This is a genomic window from Kurthia populi (assembly GCF_042686175.1).
Classification (GTDB): domain Bacteria; phylum Bacillota; class Bacilli; order Bacillales_A; family Planococcaceae; genus Kurthia; species Kurthia populi.
Genome location: NZ_JBHUOR010000132.1, coordinates 1 through 22,530, shown reverse-complemented (window position 1 = coordinate 22,530; position 22,530 = coordinate 1). Strand labels below are relative to the sequence as shown.

20 protein-coding genes are annotated in these 22,530 nt (G+C 36.2%); 11 read left to right on the top strand and 9 right to left on the bottom strand.

Annotation, left to right across the window (positions count from 1 at the left end):
• Positions 1-46 precede the first annotated feature (46 nt).
• A complete protein-coding gene (locus tag ACFSY7_RS16050) occupies positions 47-1,186 on the bottom strand; it encodes a hypothetical protein (RefSeq protein ID WP_380148662.1) in 1,140 nt (379 codons plus the stop codon).
• A gap of 305 nt (positions 1,187-1,491) precedes the next feature.
• Between ACFSY7_RS16050 and ACFSY7_RS16045 the strand changes: the two genes are divergently transcribed.
• The 4 genes from ACFSY7_RS16045 (at position 1,492) to ACFSY7_RS16030 (ending at position 4,076) form a co-directional block, all read left to right on the top strand.
• Positions 1,492-1,896, top strand: a complete 405-nt coding sequence (locus ACFSY7_RS16045; protein ID WP_126989700.1) for a hypothetical protein — start codon at positions 1,492-1,494, stop codon at positions 1,894-1,896.
• A gap of 69 nt (positions 1,897-1,965) precedes the next feature.
• Positions 1,966-2,460, top strand: a complete 495-nt coding sequence (locus tag ACFSY7_RS16040; RefSeq protein WP_380148660.1) for an NUDIX hydrolase — start codon at positions 1,966-1,968, stop codon at positions 2,458-2,460.
• Positions 2,450-3,199 (top strand): GNAT family N-acetyltransferase, encoded by a 750-nt coding sequence (locus tag ACFSY7_RS16035; protein WP_380148658.1) that lies wholly within the window; start codon positions 2,450-2,452, stop codon positions 3,197-3,199. The genes ACFSY7_RS16040 and ACFSY7_RS16035 overlap by 11 nt, the downstream gene beginning before the upstream one ends.
• Positions 3,200-3,287: 88 nt before the next feature.
• Positions 3,288-4,076, top strand: coding sequence for a hypothetical protein (locus ACFSY7_RS16030; RefSeq protein ID WP_126989697.1), 789 nt, complete (start codon positions 3,288-3,290; stop codon positions 4,074-4,076).
• 139 nt (positions 4,077-4,215) lie between these two features.
• On the opposite strand, the gene ACFSY7_RS16025 is transcribed toward ACFSY7_RS16030, so the two are convergent.
• From ACFSY7_RS16025 to ACFSY7_RS16010, 4 genes are all read right to left on the bottom strand, one after another.
• Positions 4,216-4,764: a GNAT family N-acetyltransferase gene (locus tag ACFSY7_RS16025; protein WP_126989696.1), complete on the bottom strand. Its 549-nt coding sequence runs from the start codon at positions 4,762-4,764 to the stop codon at positions 4,216-4,218.
• A gap of 167 nt (positions 4,765-4,931) precedes the next feature.
• On the bottom strand, positions 4,932-5,459 hold the full coding sequence (locus ACFSY7_RS16020) for a hypothetical protein (protein WP_126989695.1): 528 nt from the start codon (positions 5,457-5,459) through the stop codon (positions 4,932-4,934).
• 12 nt (positions 5,460-5,471) lie between these two features.
• Positions 5,472-6,662, bottom strand: a complete 1,191-nt coding sequence (locus ACFSY7_RS16015; RefSeq protein ID WP_380148654.1) for a ParA family protein — start codon at positions 6,660-6,662, stop codon at positions 5,472-5,474.
• Between the two features lie 197 nt (positions 6,663-6,859).
• A complete protein-coding gene (locus ACFSY7_RS16010) occupies positions 6,860-8,368 on the bottom strand; it encodes a primase C-terminal domain-containing protein (protein WP_380148652.1) in 1,509 nt (502 codons plus the stop codon).
• 707 nt (positions 8,369-9,075) lie between these two features.
• On the opposite strand from ACFSY7_RS16010, the gene ACFSY7_RS16005 reads away from it, so the two are divergent.
• Positions 9,076-10,929, top strand: a complete 1,854-nt coding sequence (locus tag ACFSY7_RS16005) for an XRE family transcriptional regulator (protein ID WP_380148650.1) — start codon at positions 9,076-9,078, stop codon at positions 10,927-10,929.
• A 183-nt stretch (positions 10,930-11,112) separates the two neighbouring features.
• Positions 11,113-11,688 (top strand): hypothetical protein, encoded by a 576-nt coding sequence (locus ACFSY7_RS16000; protein WP_380148648.1) that lies wholly within the window; start codon positions 11,113-11,115, stop codon positions 11,686-11,688.
• A 108-nt stretch (positions 11,689-11,796) separates the two neighbouring features.
• Here the strand turns inward: ACFSY7_RS16000 and ACFSY7_RS15995 are convergent, their stop codons facing one another.
• Genes ACFSY7_RS15995 through ACFSY7_RS15980 form a run of 4 tightly spaced genes read right to left on the bottom strand, consistent with a single transcriptional unit; the run spans position 11,797 to position 15,067 of the window.
• Positions 11,797-12,723: an ABC transporter permease gene (locus ACFSY7_RS15995; RefSeq protein ID WP_380148646.1), complete on the bottom strand. Its 927-nt coding sequence runs from the start codon at positions 12,721-12,723 to the stop codon at positions 11,797-11,799.
• On the bottom strand, positions 12,701-13,612 hold the full coding sequence (locus ACFSY7_RS15990) for an ABC transporter ATP-binding protein (RefSeq protein WP_126989690.1): 912 nt from the start codon (positions 13,610-13,612) through the stop codon (positions 12,701-12,703). Before ACFSY7_RS15990 ends, ACFSY7_RS15995 begins: the two co-directional genes overlap by 23 nt.
• Positions 13,613-14,311: an ABC transporter ATP-binding protein gene (locus ACFSY7_RS15985; RefSeq protein WP_380148643.1), complete on the bottom strand. Its 699-nt coding sequence runs from the start codon at positions 14,309-14,311 to the stop codon at positions 13,613-13,615. It abuts the gene before it with no gap.
• Positions 14,312-14,362: 51 nt separating this feature from the next.
• A complete protein-coding gene (locus tag ACFSY7_RS15980) occupies positions 14,363-15,067 on the bottom strand; it encodes a hypothetical protein (RefSeq protein ID WP_380148641.1) in 705 nt (234 codons plus the stop codon).
• A 383-nt stretch (positions 15,068-15,450) separates the two neighbouring features.
• Between ACFSY7_RS15980 and ACFSY7_RS15975 the strand changes: the two genes are divergently transcribed.
• The 5 genes from ACFSY7_RS15975 to ACFSY7_RS15955 all read left to right on the top strand — a co-directional run bounded on the left by ACFSY7_RS15975 (position 15,451) and on the right by ACFSY7_RS15955 (position 22,499).
• Positions 15,451-16,113, top strand: a complete 663-nt coding sequence (locus ACFSY7_RS15975; protein ID WP_139993162.1) for an acetate uptake transporter — start codon at positions 15,451-15,453, stop codon at positions 16,111-16,113.
• Positions 16,114-16,500: 387 nt separating this feature from the next.
• Entirely contained in the window at positions 16,501-17,127 is a 627-nt protein-coding gene (locus ACFSY7_RS15970) for a stage II sporulation protein M (RefSeq protein ID WP_380148638.1), read from the top strand.
• A gap of 98 nt (positions 17,128-17,225) precedes the next feature.
• Complete coding sequence (locus tag ACFSY7_RS15965) at positions 17,226-18,143, top strand: ABC transporter ATP-binding protein (RefSeq protein ID WP_126989685.1); 918 nt, start codon at positions 17,226-17,228, stop codon at positions 18,141-18,143.
• Complete coding sequence (locus tag ACFSY7_RS15960) at positions 18,118-19,347, top strand: ABC transporter permease (RefSeq protein WP_380148636.1); 1,230 nt, start codon at positions 18,118-18,120, stop codon at positions 19,345-19,347. Before ACFSY7_RS15965 ends, ACFSY7_RS15960 begins: the two co-directional genes overlap by 26 nt.
• 1,547 nt (positions 19,348-20,894) lie before the next feature.
• Positions 20,895-22,499, top strand: a complete 1,605-nt coding sequence (locus tag ACFSY7_RS15955; RefSeq protein ID WP_380148634.1) for a CRISPR-associated endonuclease Cas3'' — start codon at positions 20,895-20,897, stop codon at positions 22,497-22,499.
• Positions 22,500-22,530 lie beyond the last annotated feature (31 nt).

Below are 22,530 nucleotides of genomic sequence, written 5' to 3'. Positions count from 1 at the left end.
CAAAAAGCAGCAACCCTAACGAAATGGATTGCTGCTTTTTTACATATTAATCTTCTAACACTTTTTCTAACTTCGTATATTGTTCATCTGTTAAATACGGTTTGTATTGTTCTAGTGCTTGTTTTCGTTGTGCTTTAGACATCGATGCTTTTGATGATTTCGCTTGTTTTAATAGCGTTTTGAATTGTTCATCCGTAATCGTCGTGCTACCTGTAGTATCTGTTGTGTCTGTACCTGTCGCCGCACCCATCGCTTCATTCAACTGCTCCTCTGTCGCAAGCTGGTCACTTGTCGGAACAGTTACCTCTTTCACTTTATCAGAAGGCGTTGTTGAAATGGTGAATTTCACCGCATCGATATTGTTTTTTGCAGAAGCAATATCGACATCATACGTTTGCTTCTTTGTTTTTGAATCAATAACTGTTTGAATATTGACCTTATCTAGCTCTTTTAGCATATCCCCAATATTCGCCTTAAACTGCTCATAATCCGGATTATCCTTCGCTAATTTTGCTTGAATATCATCAAGCTTCGCGATATCGTCTTTATTCATTGTAAATGACAGCTTGCCATCTTTTTCTTCAAAGCGTTTATCATCCACATCGTCTTTTAAATACTTAATAAACTCTTTTTGTAAATCCTTTTGATATGCAAGTAATTGCTTCATATCTAAATTTTCTACATCTGCAGTGACATTAGAGCCTGTTGTCTCGGCACTATCCTTTGCAAATTGCTGTAAGTCGATATATTTACCATCTAGCTCTTTTAATTTTGATGTATCAACTGCTGCAGAGCTACCACTAAGTGACTGTGTAATATCCATAACAGCAGATAAGAAAGCTGTTGATAAATACATCGCTTTATCGTCACCAATGACGTTAAATGGAATTTCTTGTCCCATCGCATTTACGTTTACATCTACTGCATATTTTGAGTCATCTGGCCTTGAATACGAACCGCTAATTTTCATATCATTTAATTGGCTTTTCACCATATTAATCATCGTCGTCGTTTGACTATCGCCACCTGATACAGCGATGTCCTTAAATTTCATATCAAAAGTGCCTGCTTTTGCATCGCCCGCATCTTCCATTGCACCAATATATTCATCTTTTGGCGATTGTCCACATGCTGCAAGTAATGTCGTTGCTAAGGCAAGACTTGCTAGCTTCCCCATTGTCTTCATTATGCCCAACTCCTTACTATTCTAATAATTTCCTATTCCTATTTTTTTATATTTATAAACGAATTTTCACTAAAATAAGTCCAAGGGTGAGCGTTTTAGCTTATATGATGAATCAATATCCTTAAATTCATTATAAGTAAAAAGTATTTTTTCCTTATTCCTTTGGTTTACTATGTTTGTATAACGGCTATATATAAAGTTGTGTTGCACAACAGATATCGAAATTATCTGACTATATCTTTATGATTGTTTAATTATTTCGGAAAATGGTAATATATATGTAGTAATGAAAGAGGGCGATTTTTTTGAAACGTATTATTCGACATGCAACATTAGATGACGCAGATCAGATTGCGGCGATTCATACCGTTTGTAAAGCTGATTTGACGAAGCCGATTACGAATCAAAACAGCCAACGTTCTAACACTGTCGGGACGGGCGGTACACCTATTCGCTTTGAATATGATATCGCATTATGGAAGATTTATTTACAGGACCCTGCATATAAAGTAATGGTCCTACAAGACCGTATTATTATCGGCTTCATTGTAGCACATCAACCTGCACATACGGATTCATGGCTTATTGCAGATGCTGTTGTATTACAGGAGTATGCAAAACCACATGATCGAGAGATGTTGTATGAATCATTAATGAAGGAAATTTATCCTGCCGTTAATCATCCTCCGCAATTAGTGGAGTCATTATAAGAAGTACGAAAAGAACTGCCTCGTTGCGGTTCTTTTTTATGTTATATTTTAACTATTAGGAGGGATTTCATGGAAAAAGATTGCTGTTTTACAGAGGGGTCAAATTGGTTCCGTTACCGCGCAGCCGCGATTATTATCGAGGAGGGCTGTGTATTAGTCGCCGGCAATGAAGTGGCTAATTATTATTATTCTATTGGTGGTGGCGTTCAGCTTGGTGAGACCGCAGAACAGGCTGTTGTACGTGAAGTATTTGAGGAAACGGGTGTCCATTATGACATTGATCGACTTGCTTTTATTCACGAAAACTTCTTTCCGGGCGATGGCACGATCGAAGGATTTTCATGTCATGAAATTGCCTTCTACTTTTTAATGACACCTCGTGGTAAAAAACAACTGAATAGCACTGGTTACTGCACCGAAGGGAAGGAAGAAGTCTATTGGATTCCAATTGATGAACTAGCCAAGCATGCTGTTTTCCCAACGTTTTACGCAGAGAAGCTACGTGATTTACCACAAGTAGTAGAACATATTGTAACGAAAGAGGTGGATACAATTGAATTTTAAAGATACATATATAGATGCACCTCTGTATGAGGAGGATTCTATTATAAAGCATTATTATGATGCTGAAATGCCATCTCGCTATAACAGTAATTTTATGCTCTTTAAGCACATGCCAACGCTAGCAGAGTTTCAATATTACGAACAAAAACAACTTGATTTTCATCAGACACATCAGATGAAGCATCGCCGTTTTTTGTTTCCGGAAAATCAGCAACTTCCAACTGCATTGCTCGCCTATATTGAAGCACAACACTATGTCGTTGGCTCACTTGAATTATATGCGATGTTGCCGATTGAATTTAATGGCTCCTCCTTTAATGAGGAGGTAGTTATCCAGTATGTAGATGACGCATTGTTTCCTTCTTTTTTGGCATTCCAATATATGATTGACCTCACATATGGCGAAATTTTTGCCACAGAGAAGCAGCATCTACTCAAAAAACAATTTAACGACTCATCAATTCAATTTGTTGTTGCTTTACTTGATGGGCAAATTGTTGGTTCATTACTATTATTTTTAACAGCTGATACGGTAGAGCTAGATAGCTTCGTTATCATCGATTCCATGCAACGACGTGGAATTGGCTCAACCATGCAGCAATTTGTTATGAATCAGCATACAGAGCAAACAATTTTACTTGTGGCAGATGGCGAAGATACGCCGCGCGAAATGTACGCTAAACAAGGCTATCATTACTGTAGTGCCTGGCATGAAATTGTCTTTGTACCAAAAGAATAATAGTTGAGACTTTACTTTCATTTTCATAAGTCTCTATAATGAGCATAGTCAATACTTTGTCACATTTTAAAATTGAAGGTGTGTAATTATGATTCTAACTGAAACAATGCTCAAAGACGTATCATCAAAATTTCGCGCTGCGCATTATCATGAGGCCCTCCTGTTAATTGACGATTATTTGTTATTAGCACAGCAGTCAGAGGATGTCGATGCGCAGTGCTACCTTTACTATATTGCCTTAAATATCGATGCAAACTTAGCCAATGATGACAATTTACAACGCCGTTTTGCACTTTACGAACGGCTGATTCAACAAAGTCCAAGTGTGCTTGAGCGATTGAAATTTATTCATGTGGCAGCATTGATGCAAATGAAAATTCACCAAGACTATGAACAAGCGAAAAAAACGCTACTACGCTTATTAGCACAAATGGAAGAACATGATTTTGAGCAACAGTATCCGAATATTTATATTTCAATCTACGCACATTTAATGGAATGCTTTATGCACCTAGAAGAAGTGAATCATGTTTTGAAATACTATAATATTATCGACCGCATTTATGTGCAAAAATTACTTCATTTAGATGCAACAACGTATTTTGCGCTTCATAGTGTGTTAGCACAAAGCTATATTGAACAAAAGCAATTAATAACAGCTGAAATGATTATTGAGGACTGTTTATCATTACCCCAAATTGAACAAAATTTAAAATCGAAAGGCACATTTTTAATTTTAAATTCTGCTCTTTATGCGCTGCGCAATGATTTTAAAACTTCTAACAAGCTGTATGAAGAAGCTATGTTGCTCGTTTCACCAAATGTCAGCCGGCATATTTTAAATGAATTATCGACAATATTCATTCATTATTTATAATTGTATAATTTGATAAAAGTAAAAACTAAATTTTGATATATAAAACCCCCTTCAAAGCCTCTTTAAGAGGTTTTGAAGGGGGTTTTATGTTTTTTTCATAAATGAAAGAAAAAACGTTTAAATTGTATTTAAATACCTTTTAAAACGAAGATTCATTGAACTTCGCATAAAGCGTTACATCATGAAAGATGCCATTTAAATAAAAATGACGCTTTAAAATGCCCTCAATGTTCATATTTAGTTTCTGCAATACACGATGGGTTGGATAATGTTCAATAAAACATTTCGCTAGTAATTTATTAAGTCCAAGCTTATCAAATACGAAGTCAATGACACATGCCACGGCCTCCGTTGAAAAACCCTGCCCCCAATAATCCTCTGCCAATAAAAAACTAATCTGAGCATGCCGATGAATTTGACTCACATTACTTAGATGAATACTGCCAATTAATGTATTGTTTGGCTGTAAATAAATACCCCATAAATAGACTTGTTTATCGTTCTTTAACATGTCTGTAATATACTCAACTGTATCTTGAATTAAATAATGTCCCCCTAAAGGGATAGATGCATTTGTAGCTGAAGAAGCATGATAATGAATACATTGCTGCTCTTCTAGTGTCATTGGTTTAACAACTAAACGCGGTGTTTGAAAAGTAAGGCAATCCTGTGAAATCGCTCGCATCATTTTAAGACCCCTCCTCTAACAAATATGCTTTATATATCTTCATTATAAGTTAATTAGTCTAAATATACTACTTATTATTTTTCGTTTTTTATACTTTATACTTATTATTGTAAAATAAACGTAAAAAAACACTTTCAAAGAAACATCTCTTTGAAAGTGTTTTTTTATTAATCCATTGTCATAAAACGGTCAACATATTCTGTAAACTGACTTGCACCTTGGTGATCACGATAAACATCGACCATCATTTGTGATAATTCACGAATCGTTAGCTTATGCACACGTGCATTGTGACGGATCATGCGATAAATATTTGGATAAATGTGTATCGCACGCGATGTTGTCGTTGCTTTTGCAATATCTTCTGCATGAGGACGATATTTTTCAATAAGCTCCTCTGATTGATGATCCTCAAAAAATAAGGCTAAGACCGCGACCATCATATTAAATTTTACATCATGGTCTTCTGCAATTTCTGCGATTTCATCTTTCGTATCAGGAGACACGCCAATTGGACGACGTACATCTGATGTATAACGTGGGCGTTCTGCATGATAATTTAAATTTGGAATTTCACGCTTTGACATTTTTTTCGTTAATGTATTTTGTGTTGAAGAAACCTCATCGTCTTTTTTAGCCTGAGGTTTTACTTTCTTAATATTCAATGACGTGTTGGGTTTTAACCAATCGGCCATGAATGCCACCTCCTAAACAATCTCTAACGCTTTACGATGCTTACGAATTAAACGCTGCATCGCGCTAATACTATATGCTGTAGGCTCTTTTGCAAGCCATTTCTCTAACTGAATGAATTGTTGCTCAAATAACGCCTCATCGTCTTTAGAGCCTGTAAATAGACGAATCATATGCGTTTGTAATGTTTTACGCGGATCACTTGATTTATAACCTCGTAAACGGAGGGATTCGATATTTTGTAATCCCTTACCTTCAATGGCTTCTTTCAAGCGGAATAACTGTTCATCTGTAAAATATTCTTGTAATGGCATTAAAATTTCCTGTGTTGCGACACGTACTGTATCTTCAGGTAATGCCTGCATACGAATTAATAATTCCTGTGTAACCTCTTCAAACATTTGTAAGAAGTCATGATTCTCCTCAGTATCTTCAAAGAATAATGATGGCATGCGTTCATGTTCACGAACGACATCTGCACGACGAATTTTTGAGTCAAAAATTAGATCCCCAAAGAAATCCTGTGCAGCATCGGCTACATATTTTTCTTCTTGTAGATTTTGTGTAACAAAATACATGACGACACCTAAATTTTGTGCAACATCATAATCTTGTAAAAATTGCTGTGCACGTACACTATGTTCATTACACATATCAAAGAAGGGTTGTAGCTTGCGGAATGCTTTTTTCTCCGTCGACATAATCCCTACATAAAAATCTGATGCGATAATAACATTTGTTACAAGATGTCCTGCACTTGGTGGAATATCAAATAAAATGAAATCATAATCATCCTCAATCGTTTCAAGGACATTACGAATATATGTTGTACCCTGAATTGATTCTGTTGTTTTCATCCGAGAAAGGAATGTTGAAAATTCTTCTAACAATGAATTAGCTGGAATAAACGATAATGAATCCGTCACTGAAACAATTGCCTTATGAATTGCTTCAGGATTATTGTTCTTTGCATAATCTTGAATGGCATCATAAATTGTAAACATAGAGCCATGCTGTCCTTGCTCCATACCTAAATCAATATTGAAATAATCACAGAAGAAGTCCGTAGAATCCCCCTGATGGTCACAATCAATAACAAGAACACGTTGATTATATTGTGTGGCTAATATATAGGCTGTCATATCAGTAATTGTTGTTTTACCAACGCCACCTTTAACATTTCCGAAAAAGAGTTTAATTGCCATAATTGCACCTTCCTATGTACATTTGTATAATTTCTTAACTATTCGTAATTTGTATAAAACTTAATAAAATAAAGCTATACAGCTCATTATAGGACTATACATAGTATACCATGTTTTCAAAAATCAATGTGCTACCAGGTTGAATATAGTAAAACATGTTTCACGTGGAACAAACCAGAGATGACCTTAAAATATGTTTAGGCACTGTGGACCAATAAGTGATGCCTTCGCCTTCGTTCGATTTGAGATGCTGTTTCGTGAATAAATGACAGTAATGGTAGAAGTGCTACTGGTGCGATAATTGTGTAAAGCTGTGCAACTGCAAATGGAATAAATGTTGATGATTTTTTATTGGCGATAAATGATGTTACTAAATAAGATTTGAATAATGTCGTTGTTGAAAATTGTGTAATAGCGCCACGTCCTGCACCAGATACTTTACGAATAATTGTTGATGATGCATTTAATAATTTATTCAGTGTACTTTTGGCGATACCTAAAGCCTGACATACTTCACTTTGTGATAATTGAACAAATGGTTCTTCAATTGATGTACGTGCTTCAATAAACGCAATGACATCTGCTTCCCATTCCTCAAGATGTGAACGGACGCGGTCTTTGCGTTCTTTTTTATGCTTGTACCAGCTACCAATAGCTAATTGCGGTAATTCAATTGATGCATCAACATATTCAACGATTAACTGTTCAATATACATCTTTTGCGGCCCATTATATTTACCTGAATAGGCTGAGCGACAAATTGTTCGCACTTCACTATCTTTTAGCGGTGATTGAAGCGTTGAATTCCACTCATCGAGTAAATCATACGTTTTTTCAAATGACCATTGATCGTGATAGCAAGCAAGTGCAAGCGTGAAAATAGCATTGTTTCGACCGAGTTGACCCTTTTGACCACGAATGTTGTTCGTTTGAATAATTGCTTGGAACCATGGTTGTTCAGTTAAGCGTAAATTATTCACTTTTGGACCACGAATGTAGAGCGGTCGTTCGATATTATCATCTTGGCGTATCGACCAATCAATTAGCGAGGCAATATTATAGACGTGATTCAATTGGCAGAAGCGAATATTTTGTTCGGTTGGCACACGGAAAAAGCCAAAGTCATTACAATATTCATCGGCATCGATGTCACGTAGACTTTGTTTAATATTTTGTGCGATTCGTTTTGCGATATGCAAACTACGTGCTTTATTATCCGTCGATAAGTAAAACGGTGTTTCAAGCATAAAGTACAATTGATAACCGCGTGGTGATTCAACAATTAATGTTGGTAGCCCGATGCTGTTATCCATTGTTGTTAGCAAAATGTCTTCAACAGAATGCTTTTTCGTATCAATATCCACGACAAATGTATTGATTTGCAATAAATGGTCGTCGCTAAAGCCCGTCACATGTGTTCGCGCATGATTTGTATAGCGATAAGACACATAGGGATTCGGTGTAAAGTGCGATAGTGATGCACTATGAACAAGCAATGATTCAATCGATGTTAAAATCATACCCTTTACGCCACTATTTGAAGCAAAATCTTCTTTTTGACGCACCGCAAAAATGCCACCCTGTACAGAATGCTGTTCTGCCTGGTTTGCTAGTTCTTGTAATGAATGCGATGCAGTTGAATTTTTTTGTTTATAACGATGAATAGATACATTAAATAGTTGTTCATAAATCGCTGCCATGTTCATAGTCTTTCACCTCCGATTTCAGTATAATAAATAAAATCGCAGTGAATAATGAATAATCATTTTTGAATAATTCTCTGAGCCTTAGAGCCACAAGGGCTGAAGGTACTTTTTTTTATGGTAAAAAGAGGCCTTATCCGACACTTGTGGGCCACTTTTTGAGTGAATTGAATAATTTATGTGGATAATTTAACGTTAAAGAACCCTTGATATAACAAAGTTTCTGACTTATCCACAGGAAATCGAGCGACACTTGTGGCGAGCGACACTTGTGGCGAGCGACACTTGTGGGCCAAAAATGAATAATCCAAAACCTTTTGAATAACTGATATGACGCGATTCACATTTTTGAACAATTCAATCGAGCGACACTTGTGGGCCAAAAAAAATTTTGAGCGACACTTGTGGGCCAGAAATGAATGACTGTCGCGGAAATCGAGCGACACTTGTGGGCCGGAAATGAATAATTGACAATTCGAGCGACACTTGTGGTTGAAAATTGAATAATTTTGGTTTTTGAGCAACATTCGTGGTTGATTGTTGAATGGTGAATAGAAATCGAGCGACACTTGTGGTTCATAATTGAATAACTGAATTACATTAAAATAACAAAATCGAGCGACATTCGTGGCTGATTTATGAATAATTACATGAATATGAATAATTTGCTATACTACAAGTAACGAAATGATTCAGAAAGGCGGTACATCATGAATTATGAACAGTTGCCACCAACGTTATTAATCAAAAAAGAATGGAAGCCGCTAGCCATTTGTGAAATTGTGCAGCCCTATTTTGTAGCGAGCTATCCAGAACAAGTAATTGAATGGTCCGAAGATGCTTATATGTTAAGCGTGGACGAGGAATATGAATCGTCTGCGAGCTTTAAGAAGCTTTTAAAAGTCATTAATGAGGACTTTTTTGAATTACAGCCCTATAATAAGGCAACTTTGATTGAACGCGTTGAGAAAAATAGTGAATATGTGCGTATGAAAATTGAACCTTTGTTAAAGCAAAGTGATTCAGCGCGACAAAAGCCAGTCAAAAAAGTAGAACCTGTTACGAAAGTGACTGAACCACCAAAAAAAATCAAAAAAGAAACACAAAAGTCGCTCGTTGAATCACAAATTAAAGAAATCTCTGACCCGCTTGTTAAAAAGGCGGTCGAAATGATTCAAAAAGAAGAGATTCCTACAGATTTAGTACATGTTGAATTAGAGCAACCGATTGAGCGCATTATTGAAAAAGAGCATTTATATTCAAATTCAAGCTCGACATTTCAAATCTTGCGAGATTTAGTAACAAAACCGGATTTCACGAAAAATGAAAATGGTACGTATTCAAAAGATATTCTTGGAATGGATGGTAGTTTACAGGGGCAAGCAGAAATTAGAACGAATGAAGAAATTCAGCGCCTCCCTGCTGATACAGTAGAGAAAAAGAAAGTATGGTTCTCACTTATGGAGTCTGCCATTACGTCACTTGATGAATTATCAGCGGATTTATTCGATTTGATTTCATACTTATGGATGGTGAGCTCTAAAAATTCAGAAGGCTATATTCATTTTGAAAGTGATGAGGCTTTGAAATTGAAATATGCGGACCCGTATCGTCAAAATTTCAAAACGCGTGAACGTGAACGTTTTGCTATCATGCAACGTGTAGCCGCATTATCAAGTGTGTGGATTGCCGTTGAAAATGATGATTTCATTATCGTCAATGAGGCGAACCTTGAAGACCGTACAGAATATGATTTGACGAATTTCCAGCCAATGTTCCAAATCGGTTCACTTGAAATGGCGTATGATAAAAAGACTGGTAAGGCAAAAGGGATTTATTCATTAACGATTAAGCCATCGTCATTACTGGCATATTATTTAACCGATAATACGCAAGCATTTGGCTATCTAGATTACAAAGTATTTCAGTACAATTATTATCAAAAACGACCGCATAAGCGCCTTGTTCGCTTTTTGAATTATGAATGGAAAGTACGTACAGAAGATTTATTGGAGCCATTTACGGTAGAAGCCTTAAATCATGCGATGGACTTGAACCCACGCTATACGGGCTCGAAAAATCGTGAAAAGCTTGAAACCGTATTGGATGAATTAATGCAGGACTCGGTTATCAAATCATGGTATTATGAAACACAATTTACTGATGCAGAAATAGCCGACCAGCGTTATTGGTACAAAAATGAATGGCAGAAAGTACAAGTCGTTATTTTACCACCCGATGTCGTTGTAGAGGAAAATCGTAAATTGTTGATTCCTCAAACGATTTCAAATGAAATTTATACAGAGGCTAAGCAAGAAAAAGAACGTCGTACATTATCACCTGAAATGTTAAAAGAAATTAAAGAGGTACGAAATATTCCACTGTCTGTTATTGCGGAAGAAGCGAATGTATCGTATAGTGCCGTGCAACGGTATTTAAAAACGGCGAAGCTGCCGAAGAAAAAAGAAACGGTGCAGCAACTAGAGCAATGGGTGAATGAATGGTATGTCTTAACACAAGAGGCAGAAATCATTGAAGAAATTGAAGTGCTAGAAAATAAATAAAAGTTGAATGCCTGCAGAAGAAAGTATTGCTAAAGGCATTCAATTTTTTTACATTTATCAAATTATACAATTATCAAAAAGACAACGAGTAATACTGCGTACTATATAATAGGAAGAAACTCAAAAAATATAATTGTATAATTCTATATTTTAATGAAAAATTGTTTAGATAAGAGGTGCCTTATGAAGTGTCAAATTTATCAATCATCGCTTAACGAGTGGAAGCCTACGCTATTTCATTTAAATAGTAAAGATGCTTATGTCTATGAGTTAGCTTTTCCAGATACAGAGAAATTACCATTTGAAGTAATTGAGGTAGTGATGAAACAGAGTCAGTCATTTCCACTGTATGTTTATCTGGAAACGTCGGAATCATTTGTTGAGCTTTTTGATGACCTGCGACTGCAGTATGATATAACTTATTATAAAAAAACACGAGCTAAAGATCGTTGGAAGATAATGTTTAAAATTAATGATAGTCAACAATTTCAAGGCATGTCACCACTAGTGGAGTTACTTAGTAATATGGAAGATCTCGTATTTTGGTCAACAAATAAACAGCAATTTTTGACGAGGAATCGCTGGCAGGGTTCTGGCGTTCATGTAAATTTAGAGGAGAGCGAAACGCTTTACTATTTACCTAATGCGGGAACAGCGCTCGCTATTTTTTCAAAAAATACGTCCTTTTCAACAACTGAAAAGGTACGCGCATTGTTGCCCCAGAAAGGATTATTTGACAAAAAATTATACAATTATTAATTTATCATTTTATCAAAATATAAAATTATTGATTTATAAAAAAGCTCCAATGCTTTAAAGCATTGGAGCTTTTTTCATAGTAGTCTAGTTCTAACCGTTCTCTTTAAACTATGCGGTGATATCTGATTTCATAAACGTGATAAAAGCGATGACTAAAAAGATAATCGCATAAATGATTTGAATCATGATAGCAAATGGGAATGAGACATCGAGTATGCCTTGCCCATGATAAATGCCTTCTAAATCTTGCACTGCAAACCAAATAAATTTGATAAATTCGTATTTTGTTAAGAACAATGTAATGGTTGTTGATAATAGTGAAATAAAAATAGTTAATCCAATTGCAAGGCTGCTTGAACGGAATACCACACCTAGCATAAAGGCGAATAACATACTCATGATTATGGCGATAAATTGGAAGCCAAATGACATAAAGATATTTTTCCAAATATTCACTTCTGTTACTTGTCCATTATCCATTATTAAATTTGCACCGGTCGCATTACCGAAAAATAGTAGCGCAACAATATAGTTTAAAACGATTGTGACAATTGATAATAGCACAGCGAATTCTACAACGGCTAAGAGTTTTGATAGTAGAATTTTAAAGCGAGATACTGGACGTGTCAGTAACATTTTAATTGTGCCCTTTGAAAATTCACTTGAAACAATGCCACCGGCTACAATGACAACAAACAGTAGCACAAACATCATAAAATATGGCGCAGCTTGCATATGACCTTGCACGCTTTCTGAGCTAAGTGGTGCCACATTATTGTCTAAGCGATATTGTGAAATGGCAATAGTCTCTTCGAGGTCTTTCTTCGTGGTCTCGTCAATACCTTCCTCATCTAGCATTTCTTTGTTAGCAGCGATTGTACTTTGTTCGTCTGCTTTCCAGTTACTCGAATCACTTGCAATAGAATTTGATAAAATGCCGTAGCCGACAATTGCTAAAACAAGAAGTGCCAGCATAATCCAGCTACCTTTTTTAGCCCATATCTTCATGCGTTCATTTTGTATGAGTTGGAACATGCATGTCACCTCCTGTTACTTGTAAGAATTGATCTTCGAGTGATTCCTGATAAGGAGTTACTGCGTAAATGGCGATATTTTTTTCGACGAGCTGTGCAATAAGTGCCGGAACTTGGTCGCGTTCGATATCAACAATTGTAAAGTTTTCTAATTGTGTAAATGTATAATTGTATGAATTCAATATTTCTAGGCCTTCATTTTCAATATCGAAGCGGTAACGACTTTGCTGCGATGCACGAATGTCACGTGTTTCAACAATTTGTCCTCGCTGAATAATAATGATACGGTCGCACATTAATTCAATTTCAGTTAATAAGTGACTTGATACTAATACCGCCACGCCTTCTTCATCAGCTAATTTCCGAAGTAATACGCGTAGTTCACGAATACCAGCAGGGTCTAAGCCATTTGTTGGTTCGTCCAAAATTAAAAATTTTGGCTTATGCAGTAGTGCCTGTGCAAGGCCGAGACGCTGACGCATACCAAGTGAATAAGTCGAAACTTTTTCGTGAATTCGGTCCGTTAAACCAACTTGATCGATAATGCGTGCAAGCTCGTCTTTTGATGCCTTATCATGCATACGTGCAAAATGCAGTAAATTTTTATAGCCTGATAAATAGCTATACATCTCGGGATTTTCAACGATAACTCCAACTGGGCGAATAGCTTCGCTGAAATTTTTCTGCATCGAAATACCACCAATTTCAACCTCGCCACTTGTTGGCTTCATAAGACCGGTCATAATACGAATGGTCGTTGTTTTACCAGCGCCATTCGGTCCGATAAAGCCTGTAATTTGTCCAGGTATTAAATCAAAATTAATTGCTTGAATAATTTGTTTGCCACGAATCGTCTTTGATACGTTTTTGACGCGTACGAATGGCTCCATTTAGTCCACCCTCTCATATTGTGATTTCATCCAGCTAACTGCGTCCTGTTTCCATTCTTTTCGAATGTCCTCCATTGCTTCGTACGATAAAATTTTGCCGTCATGGAGCAATAGCAAACCATCAGTAATACGCTCTACTTCACTTAATTCATGTGTAGATAATAAAATAGTTTGCTTTGAGAGGTCTGTAAATTCCATTAACCCGTCAATTAATTGAGCCCGGACAATTGGGTCAAGTCCACTGAATGGCTCGTCTAGTAAATAGTAGGGCGTATTACGTGCAAGCACGACAGCCATTTTCAAACGTCCACGCTGGCCTTTTGATAAATCTTTGATCAGTTTTGAGCCATCGATTTTCAAAAATTCAGCAATTTCATAGGCTTTATTTAAGCAAAAATCATCGAAAACCGTATCATAAAATTCAAAAACCTGATCACCTGTGCGTTTTAAAAAATAGTTATCCGTGTCGGGCATATAGCTTACATGTTTTGAAACCAGATTTGTCACTGGATGCTGATTGTATAAAATTTTGCCGTTTGTGGGCTGCATTGTGCCCGCAAGGAGACGAAGCAGCGTTGACTTCCCGCTACCATTCTCACCAGTAAGCGCAATGACCTTCCCAAGTGGTAATGTAAAGGATATGTTCGATAAAACGGTTTTCGAACCATAGGCATAACTTAAATTTTGAATGGTATACATAGAAACCTCCTCCTTCTTATAAAGACGTTATCGTTGTGCACCACGTTCCACTTACTTCAGCATAATGCGTTTTGTCCACATCAGCCCTCCGAAGAAACAAGCTAGGGAAATAATGAAAAGAAAGGTGTCCTCAAAAATATGCACATTCGTATAAAAATTTTCAATGTTCAAAAATCGGTGGCTGTTCACTTCTTTAAATTTAAACAGGCTATTATATGTTGGTCCGATTTCTATAAAATGCTTGTAGACATAACTTTGCTCAAAACGGTAAAACAATACAGTTCCTACGATAAGTAACACTAAAAAGACGAGATAACACCATTTACCGATATATTTTGTACAAATATGCCATAGTGGGAAAAGAACTAAGGACACCGCGAGCATCGTTAGTAGCGCATAGAGTAGTACAAAAAACATCAATGTTAAGACGGCTGTGATTAGTTGCAGTGAATACGCATCATCATGCAATAATGCAAAGAGCATGGATGAAAGAATGCCGATAAGCGCAAGTGAACTAATGCAGAGCTCAACAAGCAGACGACTACATATGATTTTCCAAATTGGAATAGGTAAGTAAAAAGAGAGGTCCCGTTCATTATATAAGCGTTGTAGCTCGCTTAGTGTATGGAATAGTGTTTGAACTAATATAAGAAATAACGCGACTAAGCAAATAATAAATGAAATCTCTGACACGTCGAGTTGTTGAATAACAAAATGATGCATTAAAAATGGTAATAACCAAATCAAAATAAGCATCGAAAAAAGAAATGACATCGTATACGATATGTTTTTCAACCATTGCTCTCGAACAATTTCCAGAAAGATCAAGATAGATCACCTCACAATCTTTAGTCTATAGGACCATCATATACTAACTGTATTACTATAAGAAATAAAAAAGATAAAAAATGGATTTTTTTGTTAATTAATATCCTATCTGTTATAGTACACAAATGCGCTCGTTTAAATTATTATTTTCTGTTTAGAAACTTTATTTTCTTTTTCGAGTAAGTAATCTTTTGAGAAATGTCGAAAAATCGCTTATTTGTGTCAAAATTGTGTATTGTTTGATGAAAACGGTTAATATTTGTTTTAGAAAGAAAAAAACAGCACGAAACAGCAGTCAGGGGGAACTACATATGAAAAATATTACAACAGTACGTATGCCTATTGCAGACCCATCAGGAATCGGTTTATTCGGTCTAGCAATCGTAACATTCGTCGCATCAACACAAAAATTAGGATGGACAGAGGGTCTTGGATTCGTTTTACCATGGGCGATTCTTCTTGGAGGATTTGCACAAATATACGCGTCAATTCTAGATGCAAAATTAAATAACACATTCGGTGCGACAGCCTTTGCCGCATACGGATTTTTCTGGTTAGCAGTTGGAGGTAGCTGGATGGCACAAGCTGGCTTACTTGGCGAATCATTTGCAGCCGTTGATCCAAAACAATTAGGTGTCGTTTACTTAGGTTATTTAGTATTTACAATCTTTATGACAATCGGTGCACTTGAAACAAACAAAGTGTTATTCTTTATCTTCTTCATGATTAATTTCCTATTCCTAGGCTTATCACTAAGCTCATTAGGTATCATGGAGCACGCAATGCATGAAGTAGCAGCTTGGTCTGAACTGATTGTGGCATTACTTGGCCTATACGGTGCAGGTGCTAACACATTAAACAAACATTTCGGCTTTGCATTCTTACCACTAGGCAAACCATTTGGCGTTATCACACGTGAGCGCTATGTTGCAAAACATGGTGAGCAAGCAGCAGAACAAGCATCATCACACTAATTATGTAGAAGCAGGAATCGCATGTGATTCCTGCTTTTTTCTATCTAAGCGTGTATTTGATAAAGATCTATCTATCAGAATGAATTGGTACATAGGAGAGCGCTAGCATAGACTATTTGAATAAAAGTATAATTATATAAAATCATAATCGTACAAAAAACTAGATTAATAATAGATAGGCATTCTTTTTTTGATAAGTATGAGCCTTTTCAATACGCTACACGCTACCGTATAACGAACTGCTAATAAACGCTTTTGACTATGGCATGATTGGTGACTGCAAACATGATATGATAGGAATAGCTTAAGTAATAGTTAGTTCACATATGTTAGACATGGAACGAAAAAGTATAGTTGTATAAAATAATAAATCTATAAAAGGTTGTGATGAAAATTATTCAAAGTACATATCAAGATTTAAAAGGGCATTATAAGAAGGCAATTATTCAATTTGGGATTATTGGTATCATTATCGCTGTTGCGACTTATGTTGGTTTAAGCATCGGTAAAGTAGATGTCATGAAAATTATGGAGCAAATCATGGATATGCTTGGCGGCAAGGAAGCCGTCGAGGAGCTATCAAAGCAAGAAAGGCATGAAACATTTTGGCATATTTTCTCGAATAACTGGATGGTTTGTGCACAGGTATTGTTACTAGCACTCATTCCGCTACCGCTATATATGATTACATTTGCGGTTAATAGTGCGATGATTGGTATGGTAGCCTACATTATGCATGGTACAGGACAGGGTGTTTTCAAAAGTTTTGTGCTAGGTATTTTACCACATGGTATTATCGAGCTACCGATGATTATTATTGCGATTGCCATTGCCATGAAAATAAACAATGCTATCTACAAATGGATTTTTTCGAAATTCCAGAATAACCAAATCGGTACAGAAATTAAAAAAGCATTGCTGCAACTCATTTTCGTTTTAACACCAGGAATGCTTATGGCAGGACTTATTGAGAGTTATATTACCCCTATTCTACTTGCATGGGGTTACCGTTAATAGTAACAAGGGACTTTTTTCATAAAGTCCCTTTTTTTGTATGGATATAACGGGTATAGTTAAACAGAGTATGTGATTTTAAAAGGAGGGATAACCCCATGACACTCGCATTGTCGAACGTTACGAAGAAATACCGTGATTTCGTCGCTGTGGACCATATCGATTTTACGATTAATCGCGGCGAGATTTTTGGCCTTATTGGACAAAATGGTGCTGGTAAGACGACAACATTCCGGATGATTTTGAATTTGCAAGATACGACGGAAGGTGAAATTTTATGGAATGGCGAATCAGTGAATAACTTGAATCGTGATTTTCTAGGCTATTTACCAGAAGAGCGCGGCATTTATCCACAAATGAAAGTAGAAGAACAGCTTTACTTTTTCGGTGAATTACACGGGAAAAGTAAAAAGGAGCTAAAGCCACGAATTGATTACTGGCTTGAGCGTTTTGATTTAGAGGAAAAGCGTAAGGTCAAAGCAGAAACCTTATCGAAAGGGAATCAGCAAAAGGTACAGCTGATTGCGAGTTTTATTCACGAACCACAATTTTTAATTTTAGATGAACCGTTTAGTGGACTAGATCCGGTGAATCGTGAATTGTTAATGTCAGCGATTATTGAGCTGCGCGATAAGGGCGTGACGATTTTATTCTCTAGTCACCAGATGGATAATGTCGAGGAGCTATGTGACCGTCTATGTATTTTAAAACGAGGGAAATCGCTGTTTTCAGGAGATTTACAAGAATTAAAAGAGCAATATGGTAAGGTGAATTTACGTGTGCGTACGGCGATGACGAAGCCGGAGCTTGCGGCACTTGATGGCGTTGTAAATGTAAAACAAACGAATGACGGCTATACACTACGTCTAGAGAATGAAACACATGGGCCAGCGCTATTTGAGCGAATTGGGCGTGGACAGTATATCGAAAAATTCAGTATGGATTATTTATCGCTTGATGAAATCTTTAAATTGAAAGTAGGTGGCAAAGATGGACAGAACACTCCTGCTCATTAAGCAAAACTACTTGCAGAAGGTGAAGGCGAAATCATTTATTTTAATGACGCTATTATACATGGCAGTCATCTTAGTAGCTGTCAATTGGACATCGATTAAAGATGTATTTTCAGGTGATGATCAGGTAAAGGTCGCGCTCGTTGATGAAACGAAGCAACTCGGTGCGACATTCCCTGAAAAGGGGGATGTGGAATTTGAGGCAACAACGGAAGACCGGAAAACACTTGAAAAGAAAGTGAAGGATGGCGATTATGACGGCGCATTGATTTTAACAGGTAAGGATTCAAAATTAAATGCGCAGTTTATCACTTATGATTCACCCTCGCTAGCGACACAGCAAGCCGTCGAAACACATGTAGATACGGCAAGTAAATTATATGGTATTCAGCAGTTGAATTTATCAGCGGCAGAGGCAGAAACATTATTAAGTGCTCAAACGGTTATTGATGAAGTTTCACTGAAAAAAGATGATAGTGGAAAAAGTTCTGCATCGAAAATGATTGGGATTGGCGTATCGTACGTGATGGGCTTCTTGATTTATTTATTCGTTATCACATATGCATCCATGATTACAACCGATATTGCATCGGAAAAAGGCTCACGCGTGCTTGAAGTACTAATGGCGTCAATTCGCCCAAATCAGCATCTAATGGGCAAAATCGTTTCGGTATTCTTACTAGGTTTTACGCAAATTGTCATTTTAGTCGTTACTGCACTTGTTGGCTTAAAATTAGCTAAGGCTGATCTATGGTCGACTGCGGCGGATATGTTAAAGGATTTATCAGGCGCGTACATTTGGATTGTCATCGGCTTCTTCCTATTAACAATGCTGCTGTATTTAACATTAGGTGCATTGATGGGGTCCCTCGTATCAAAAGTTGAGGAAGCAGGGCAAGCAACAATGCCACTTATGATGCTTATGATGGCTGGCTTCTTCAGCCTTGTATATGGTATGACAAATCCAGATACCATTCTTGTGAAAATCTTATCATTCGTACCATTTACTTCAGGGATGCTGATGCCGCTTCGCTATAGCTCAACGGATTTAAGTTTGAGCATGGCTATCATCTCACTCGCTATTTTATTCATCACATTGGTAGTCGTATTTATGGCGACTGTGGCACTTTATCGCCGCAGTGTACTGACATATAGTACGGGTAGTATTTGGACGAAATTTAAAAATGTATGGAAATTTACGACGTAATAATAGAGGGAATCGCAAATAATGCGGTTCCTTTTTTATATTTGTATAATTTGATAAAAGAATAAAAATCAATTTTAACAGGCATTGGTCATTGAATGAAATAAATTTGCTTCATGAGTATGAAGAGAGAGAGGACACGGAGTTAGATTTTTTGGTGAGCCAGAAAAAAATCGCGATAAGGCTAGAAAGCGTGTTTTGGCTACGACATAATTGAAAATATGTGCCAAACAAGGACAAAACACATACATAAAAAGCCTATACTTACTAAGCATCCTGCATATGCTGTCAATGAAAATTTTTATTTACTATTTTCAGCGCAAATAAGGACTATTTTTAAGAAGCGAAAAAGGCGTATTTTAGCCGCTAGAGCTCGAAAATCGACCCATTTTCACGAATTTTGGGTGATTTTTAGTTGTGTGCTGCTCAAAACAGCGCGTGTGCTGTCATTTATTCAAGTCATACAAAAATGCGACACTAAGCCCCGAAATGAAATAAGCGATGTGTGGAAAATGCCCTTCGGAGCGCCGAAATGAACCCAAAATGCTACAAAACGGGAAGATAAGAGCCGATTTTTTAATGAAGTGGTTAACAAAGCATCACAACTATCGCCATATAAATCATATTTATTTGTGATAATGATTAAACGAAGCAGATGCTTAGTATATCAGCAAGCCAAATGACATACAGTTGGCGCATATTCAGAAATAAGTCGTAGCCAAAACACGCTTTTTGAGCTGATTGGTGATTTAGATTTAATGATTTGTGATAAGAGAGATGGGATTTGAAGATGTAAAAGTAGTAGCTTTATTTTTTAAAATCATATTATTAACTATCAATATAAAAGAATTTGTAAGTAATAGTCGATTCGTTATATACTATTTAAAATTGTGCGAATAATAAGTAATCATGAATTTGCAGGTGCATTCGCACTAATATTTTTGCTGTTTAAATAAAAATGAAATTTTTAATTTCTGTAAAAAAAAGAAATTAAAAAAATAATATTGAAATTATCATAAATGAATTTCATTTTAATAATAGTTTGGCGTCTCACTCTTTATTGAGTGAGTGGATTGAAATAAATTTTTCAGCGTCTGCAAATTTGCCGATGTTGAGTCTCACTCTTCATTGAGTGAGTGGATTGAAATGGAATTATATTTCATTTTGCGCTCGTACAAAAGATAGTCTCACTCTTCATTGAGTGAGTGGATTGAAATAATCACCTCATTTTAATTTTATCGATGATGTTAAGTCTCACTCTTCATTGAGTGAGCGGATTGAAATTTGAAATAATTATAATTTAAACCTTAAATAAAAGTCTCACTCTTCATTGAGTGAGTGGATTAAAATATTGAGTGAATAGCAATGTATGATTTAAAAGTTATTAACCACCTTTTTAATGAATTATTAGAATTTTAAAGAGTAATTAGCATGATAAAGCTAATTATTTTTTTGTTTCAAAAGATTTTAATATATACAACAAATTAGCGATATAAATTAAATTGTAATTGAGTATACTTTCATTAGGAATTTAAAGGAGGAATATCTATATGAATTATATTGCTAGGATTAGTGAGAAAAAAACTGATGAGACTGACGATGTCATATATAGAGAACAATCTTTAAAACAGCATTTACAAGGTGCCGAAAGTTTAGGCAAGCGTTACGGTCAAGGTATTCAATTAGAAAAATTAACGGGACTGACTTGCTTACTGCATGATTTAGGAAAGTATAGCGATGCGTTCCAACAATATATTCGCAATAATGTTTATGGCACAGGTGAACAATTAAAGCGTGGTAGTGTAAGACATGCTTTTGCGGGCGGTCATTTTTTATTTAGAAATATTAATGATCAGTATGTGAAGTTGGATAAGGAACATACAAATCGTGTATTAGAATGTATGGCGAATGCAATCTATTCGCATCATGGCAATTTGAAAAATGCAATAAATCCTGATGGACAATCGGAATTAGCAAATAAAAAACTAGAAGTTGTTGATGAATATGATGTCATTGAGCAACGTTTTTTTGAAGAAGTTTATACGCAGGACTTTATGCAGCAATATATAACTGAAGCTGTGGAAGAGTTTCATGAAAAGTTAAATGAGTTAATTGTGTCAAAAAAAGTTGTGAGCAATGATGATATTGAAGCATATACAGCACTAATAACAAAGTTTTTATTTAGTGCTGTCATTGATGCTGACCGAACGGATTCACGTTGTTTTGAAGAACAAGAACAGGCGGCTGAAGGGGCGGCAGATTGGGCTAGTTTTGAAGAGAAGTTAAACGCGTATTTAGCTAGTTTAAAGTCTGAAAATGCATCAAATAAAATTACAGCTTTACGTGAAAAAATGTCAGATGAATGTTTTCAATTTGGACAACAGCCTACAGGAATTTATACATTATCGATTCCAACAGGTGGTGGTAAAACATTGGCGAGCTTGCGCTTTGCATTCCAACATGCTCAGAAGCAACAGAAAAAACGTATTATTTATGTGGTGCCCTATACAACAATTATCGAGCAAAATGCAGATACTGTGCGAGAATTTATACCGAAAGAAGCAGTATTAGAGCATCATTCGAATGTAATGGATTTTGAGAATGACGAGGAGCAAGAGGATAAGGGGGATGCCCTTGTACAACAAAAACTAAAACAAGCAAAGGATAATTGGGATTCACCGATTATTTTTACGACGATGGTCCAGTTTTTAAATACGTTTTATGATGGTGCTTCGCGTAATACACGACGCCTCCATAATTTAGCTGAAAGTATCGTCATTTTTGATGAAGTACAGGCCGTTCCTACAAAGTGTTTAGGCATGTTTAATAAGGCCATGTGGTTTATGAAAAATTCACTGCATACAACCAGCGTACTATGTACGGCAACGCAACCAGCATTAGATACACTGAAAAATAATGTACAAGTGGATGCGGAAATGATTCAACAGCTTGATTCTGTTATTGAAGCTTTCAAGCGGACAAATATCGTGCCACTATTAAAAGAATCGTTTAACACAGAAAAATTGGCAACATTTGTTGAGCAAAAAATGACTGAAGTAACTAGTGTGTTAATTATTTTAAATAGACGAATTGTAATATTAAGTGCACCACTCAAAATAAATAAAAAAAGACCCATTCAATATGAGCCTGTATAATTAAAGTTCCTACACCAAAATCAACAGGGGG

What these genes read in the sequence shown, in the direction of transcription:
- ACFSY7_RS16050 (WP_380148662.1), bottom strand. Translation starts at nt 1,186, where the DNA reads ATGAAGACAATGGGGAAGCTAGCAAGTCTTGCCTTAGCAACGACATTA.
- ACFSY7_RS16040 (WP_380148660.1), top strand. Translation starts at nt 1,966, where the DNA reads ATGGAAAAAGATTGCTGTTTTACAGAGGGGTCAAATTGGTTCCGTTAC.
- ACFSY7_RS16030 (WP_126989697.1), top strand. Translation starts at nt 3,288, where the DNA reads ATGATTCTAACTGAAACAATGCTCAAAGACGTATCATCAAAATTTCGC.
- ACFSY7_RS16025 (WP_126989696.1), bottom strand. Translation starts at nt 4,764, where the DNA reads ATGATGCGAGCGATTTCACAGGATTGCCTTACTTTTCAAACACCGCGT.
- ACFSY7_RS16020 (WP_126989695.1), bottom strand. Translation starts at nt 5,459, where the DNA reads ATGGCCGATTGGTTAAAACCCAACACGTCATTGAATATTAAGAAAGTA.
- ACFSY7_RS16015 (WP_380148654.1), bottom strand. Translation starts at nt 6,662, where the DNA reads ATGGCAATTAAACTCTTTTTCGGAAATGTTAAAGGTGGCGTTGGTAAA.
- ACFSY7_RS16010 (WP_380148652.1), bottom strand. Translation starts at nt 8,368, where the DNA reads ATGAACATGGCAGCGATTTATGAACAACTATTTAATGTATCTATTCAT.
- ACFSY7_RS16005 (WP_380148650.1), top strand. Translation starts at nt 9,076, where the DNA reads ATGAATTATGAACAGTTGCCACCAACGTTATTAATCAAAAAAGAATGG.
- ACFSY7_RS16000 (WP_380148648.1), top strand. Translation starts at nt 11,113, where the DNA reads ATGAAGTGTCAAATTTATCAATCATCGCTTAACGAGTGGAAGCCTACG.
- ACFSY7_RS15995 (WP_380148646.1), bottom strand. Translation starts at nt 12,723, where the DNA reads ATGTTCCAACTCATACAAAATGAACGCATGAAGATATGGGCTAAAAAA.
- ACFSY7_RS15990 (WP_126989690.1), bottom strand. Translation starts at nt 13,612, where the DNA reads ATGGAGCCATTCGTACGCGTCAAAAACGTATCAAAGACGATTCGTGGC.
- ACFSY7_RS15985 (WP_380148643.1), bottom strand. Translation starts at nt 14,311, where the DNA reads ATGTATACCATTCAAAATTTAAGTTATGCCTATGGTTCGAAAACCGTT.
- ACFSY7_RS15980 (WP_380148641.1), bottom strand. Translation starts at nt 15,067, where the DNA reads ATGCTTATTTTGATTTGGTTATTACCATTTTTAATGCATCATTTTGTT.
- ACFSY7_RS15975 (WP_139993162.1), top strand. Translation starts at nt 15,451, where the DNA reads ATGAAAAATATTACAACAGTACGTATGCCTATTGCAGACCCATCAGGA.
- ACFSY7_RS15970 (WP_380148638.1), top strand. Translation starts at nt 16,501, where the DNA reads ATGAAAATTATTCAAAGTACATATCAAGATTTAAAAGGGCATTATAAG.
- ACFSY7_RS15965 (WP_126989685.1), top strand. Translation starts at nt 17,226, where the DNA reads ATGACACTCGCATTGTCGAACGTTACGAAGAAATACCGTGATTTCGTC.
- ACFSY7_RS15960 (WP_380148636.1), top strand. Translation starts at nt 18,118, where the DNA reads ATGGACAGAACACTCCTGCTCATTAAGCAAAACTACTTGCAGAAGGTG.
- ACFSY7_RS15955 (WP_380148634.1), top strand. Translation starts at nt 20,895, where the DNA reads ATGAATTATATTGCTAGGATTAGTGAGAAAAAAACTGATGAGACTGAC.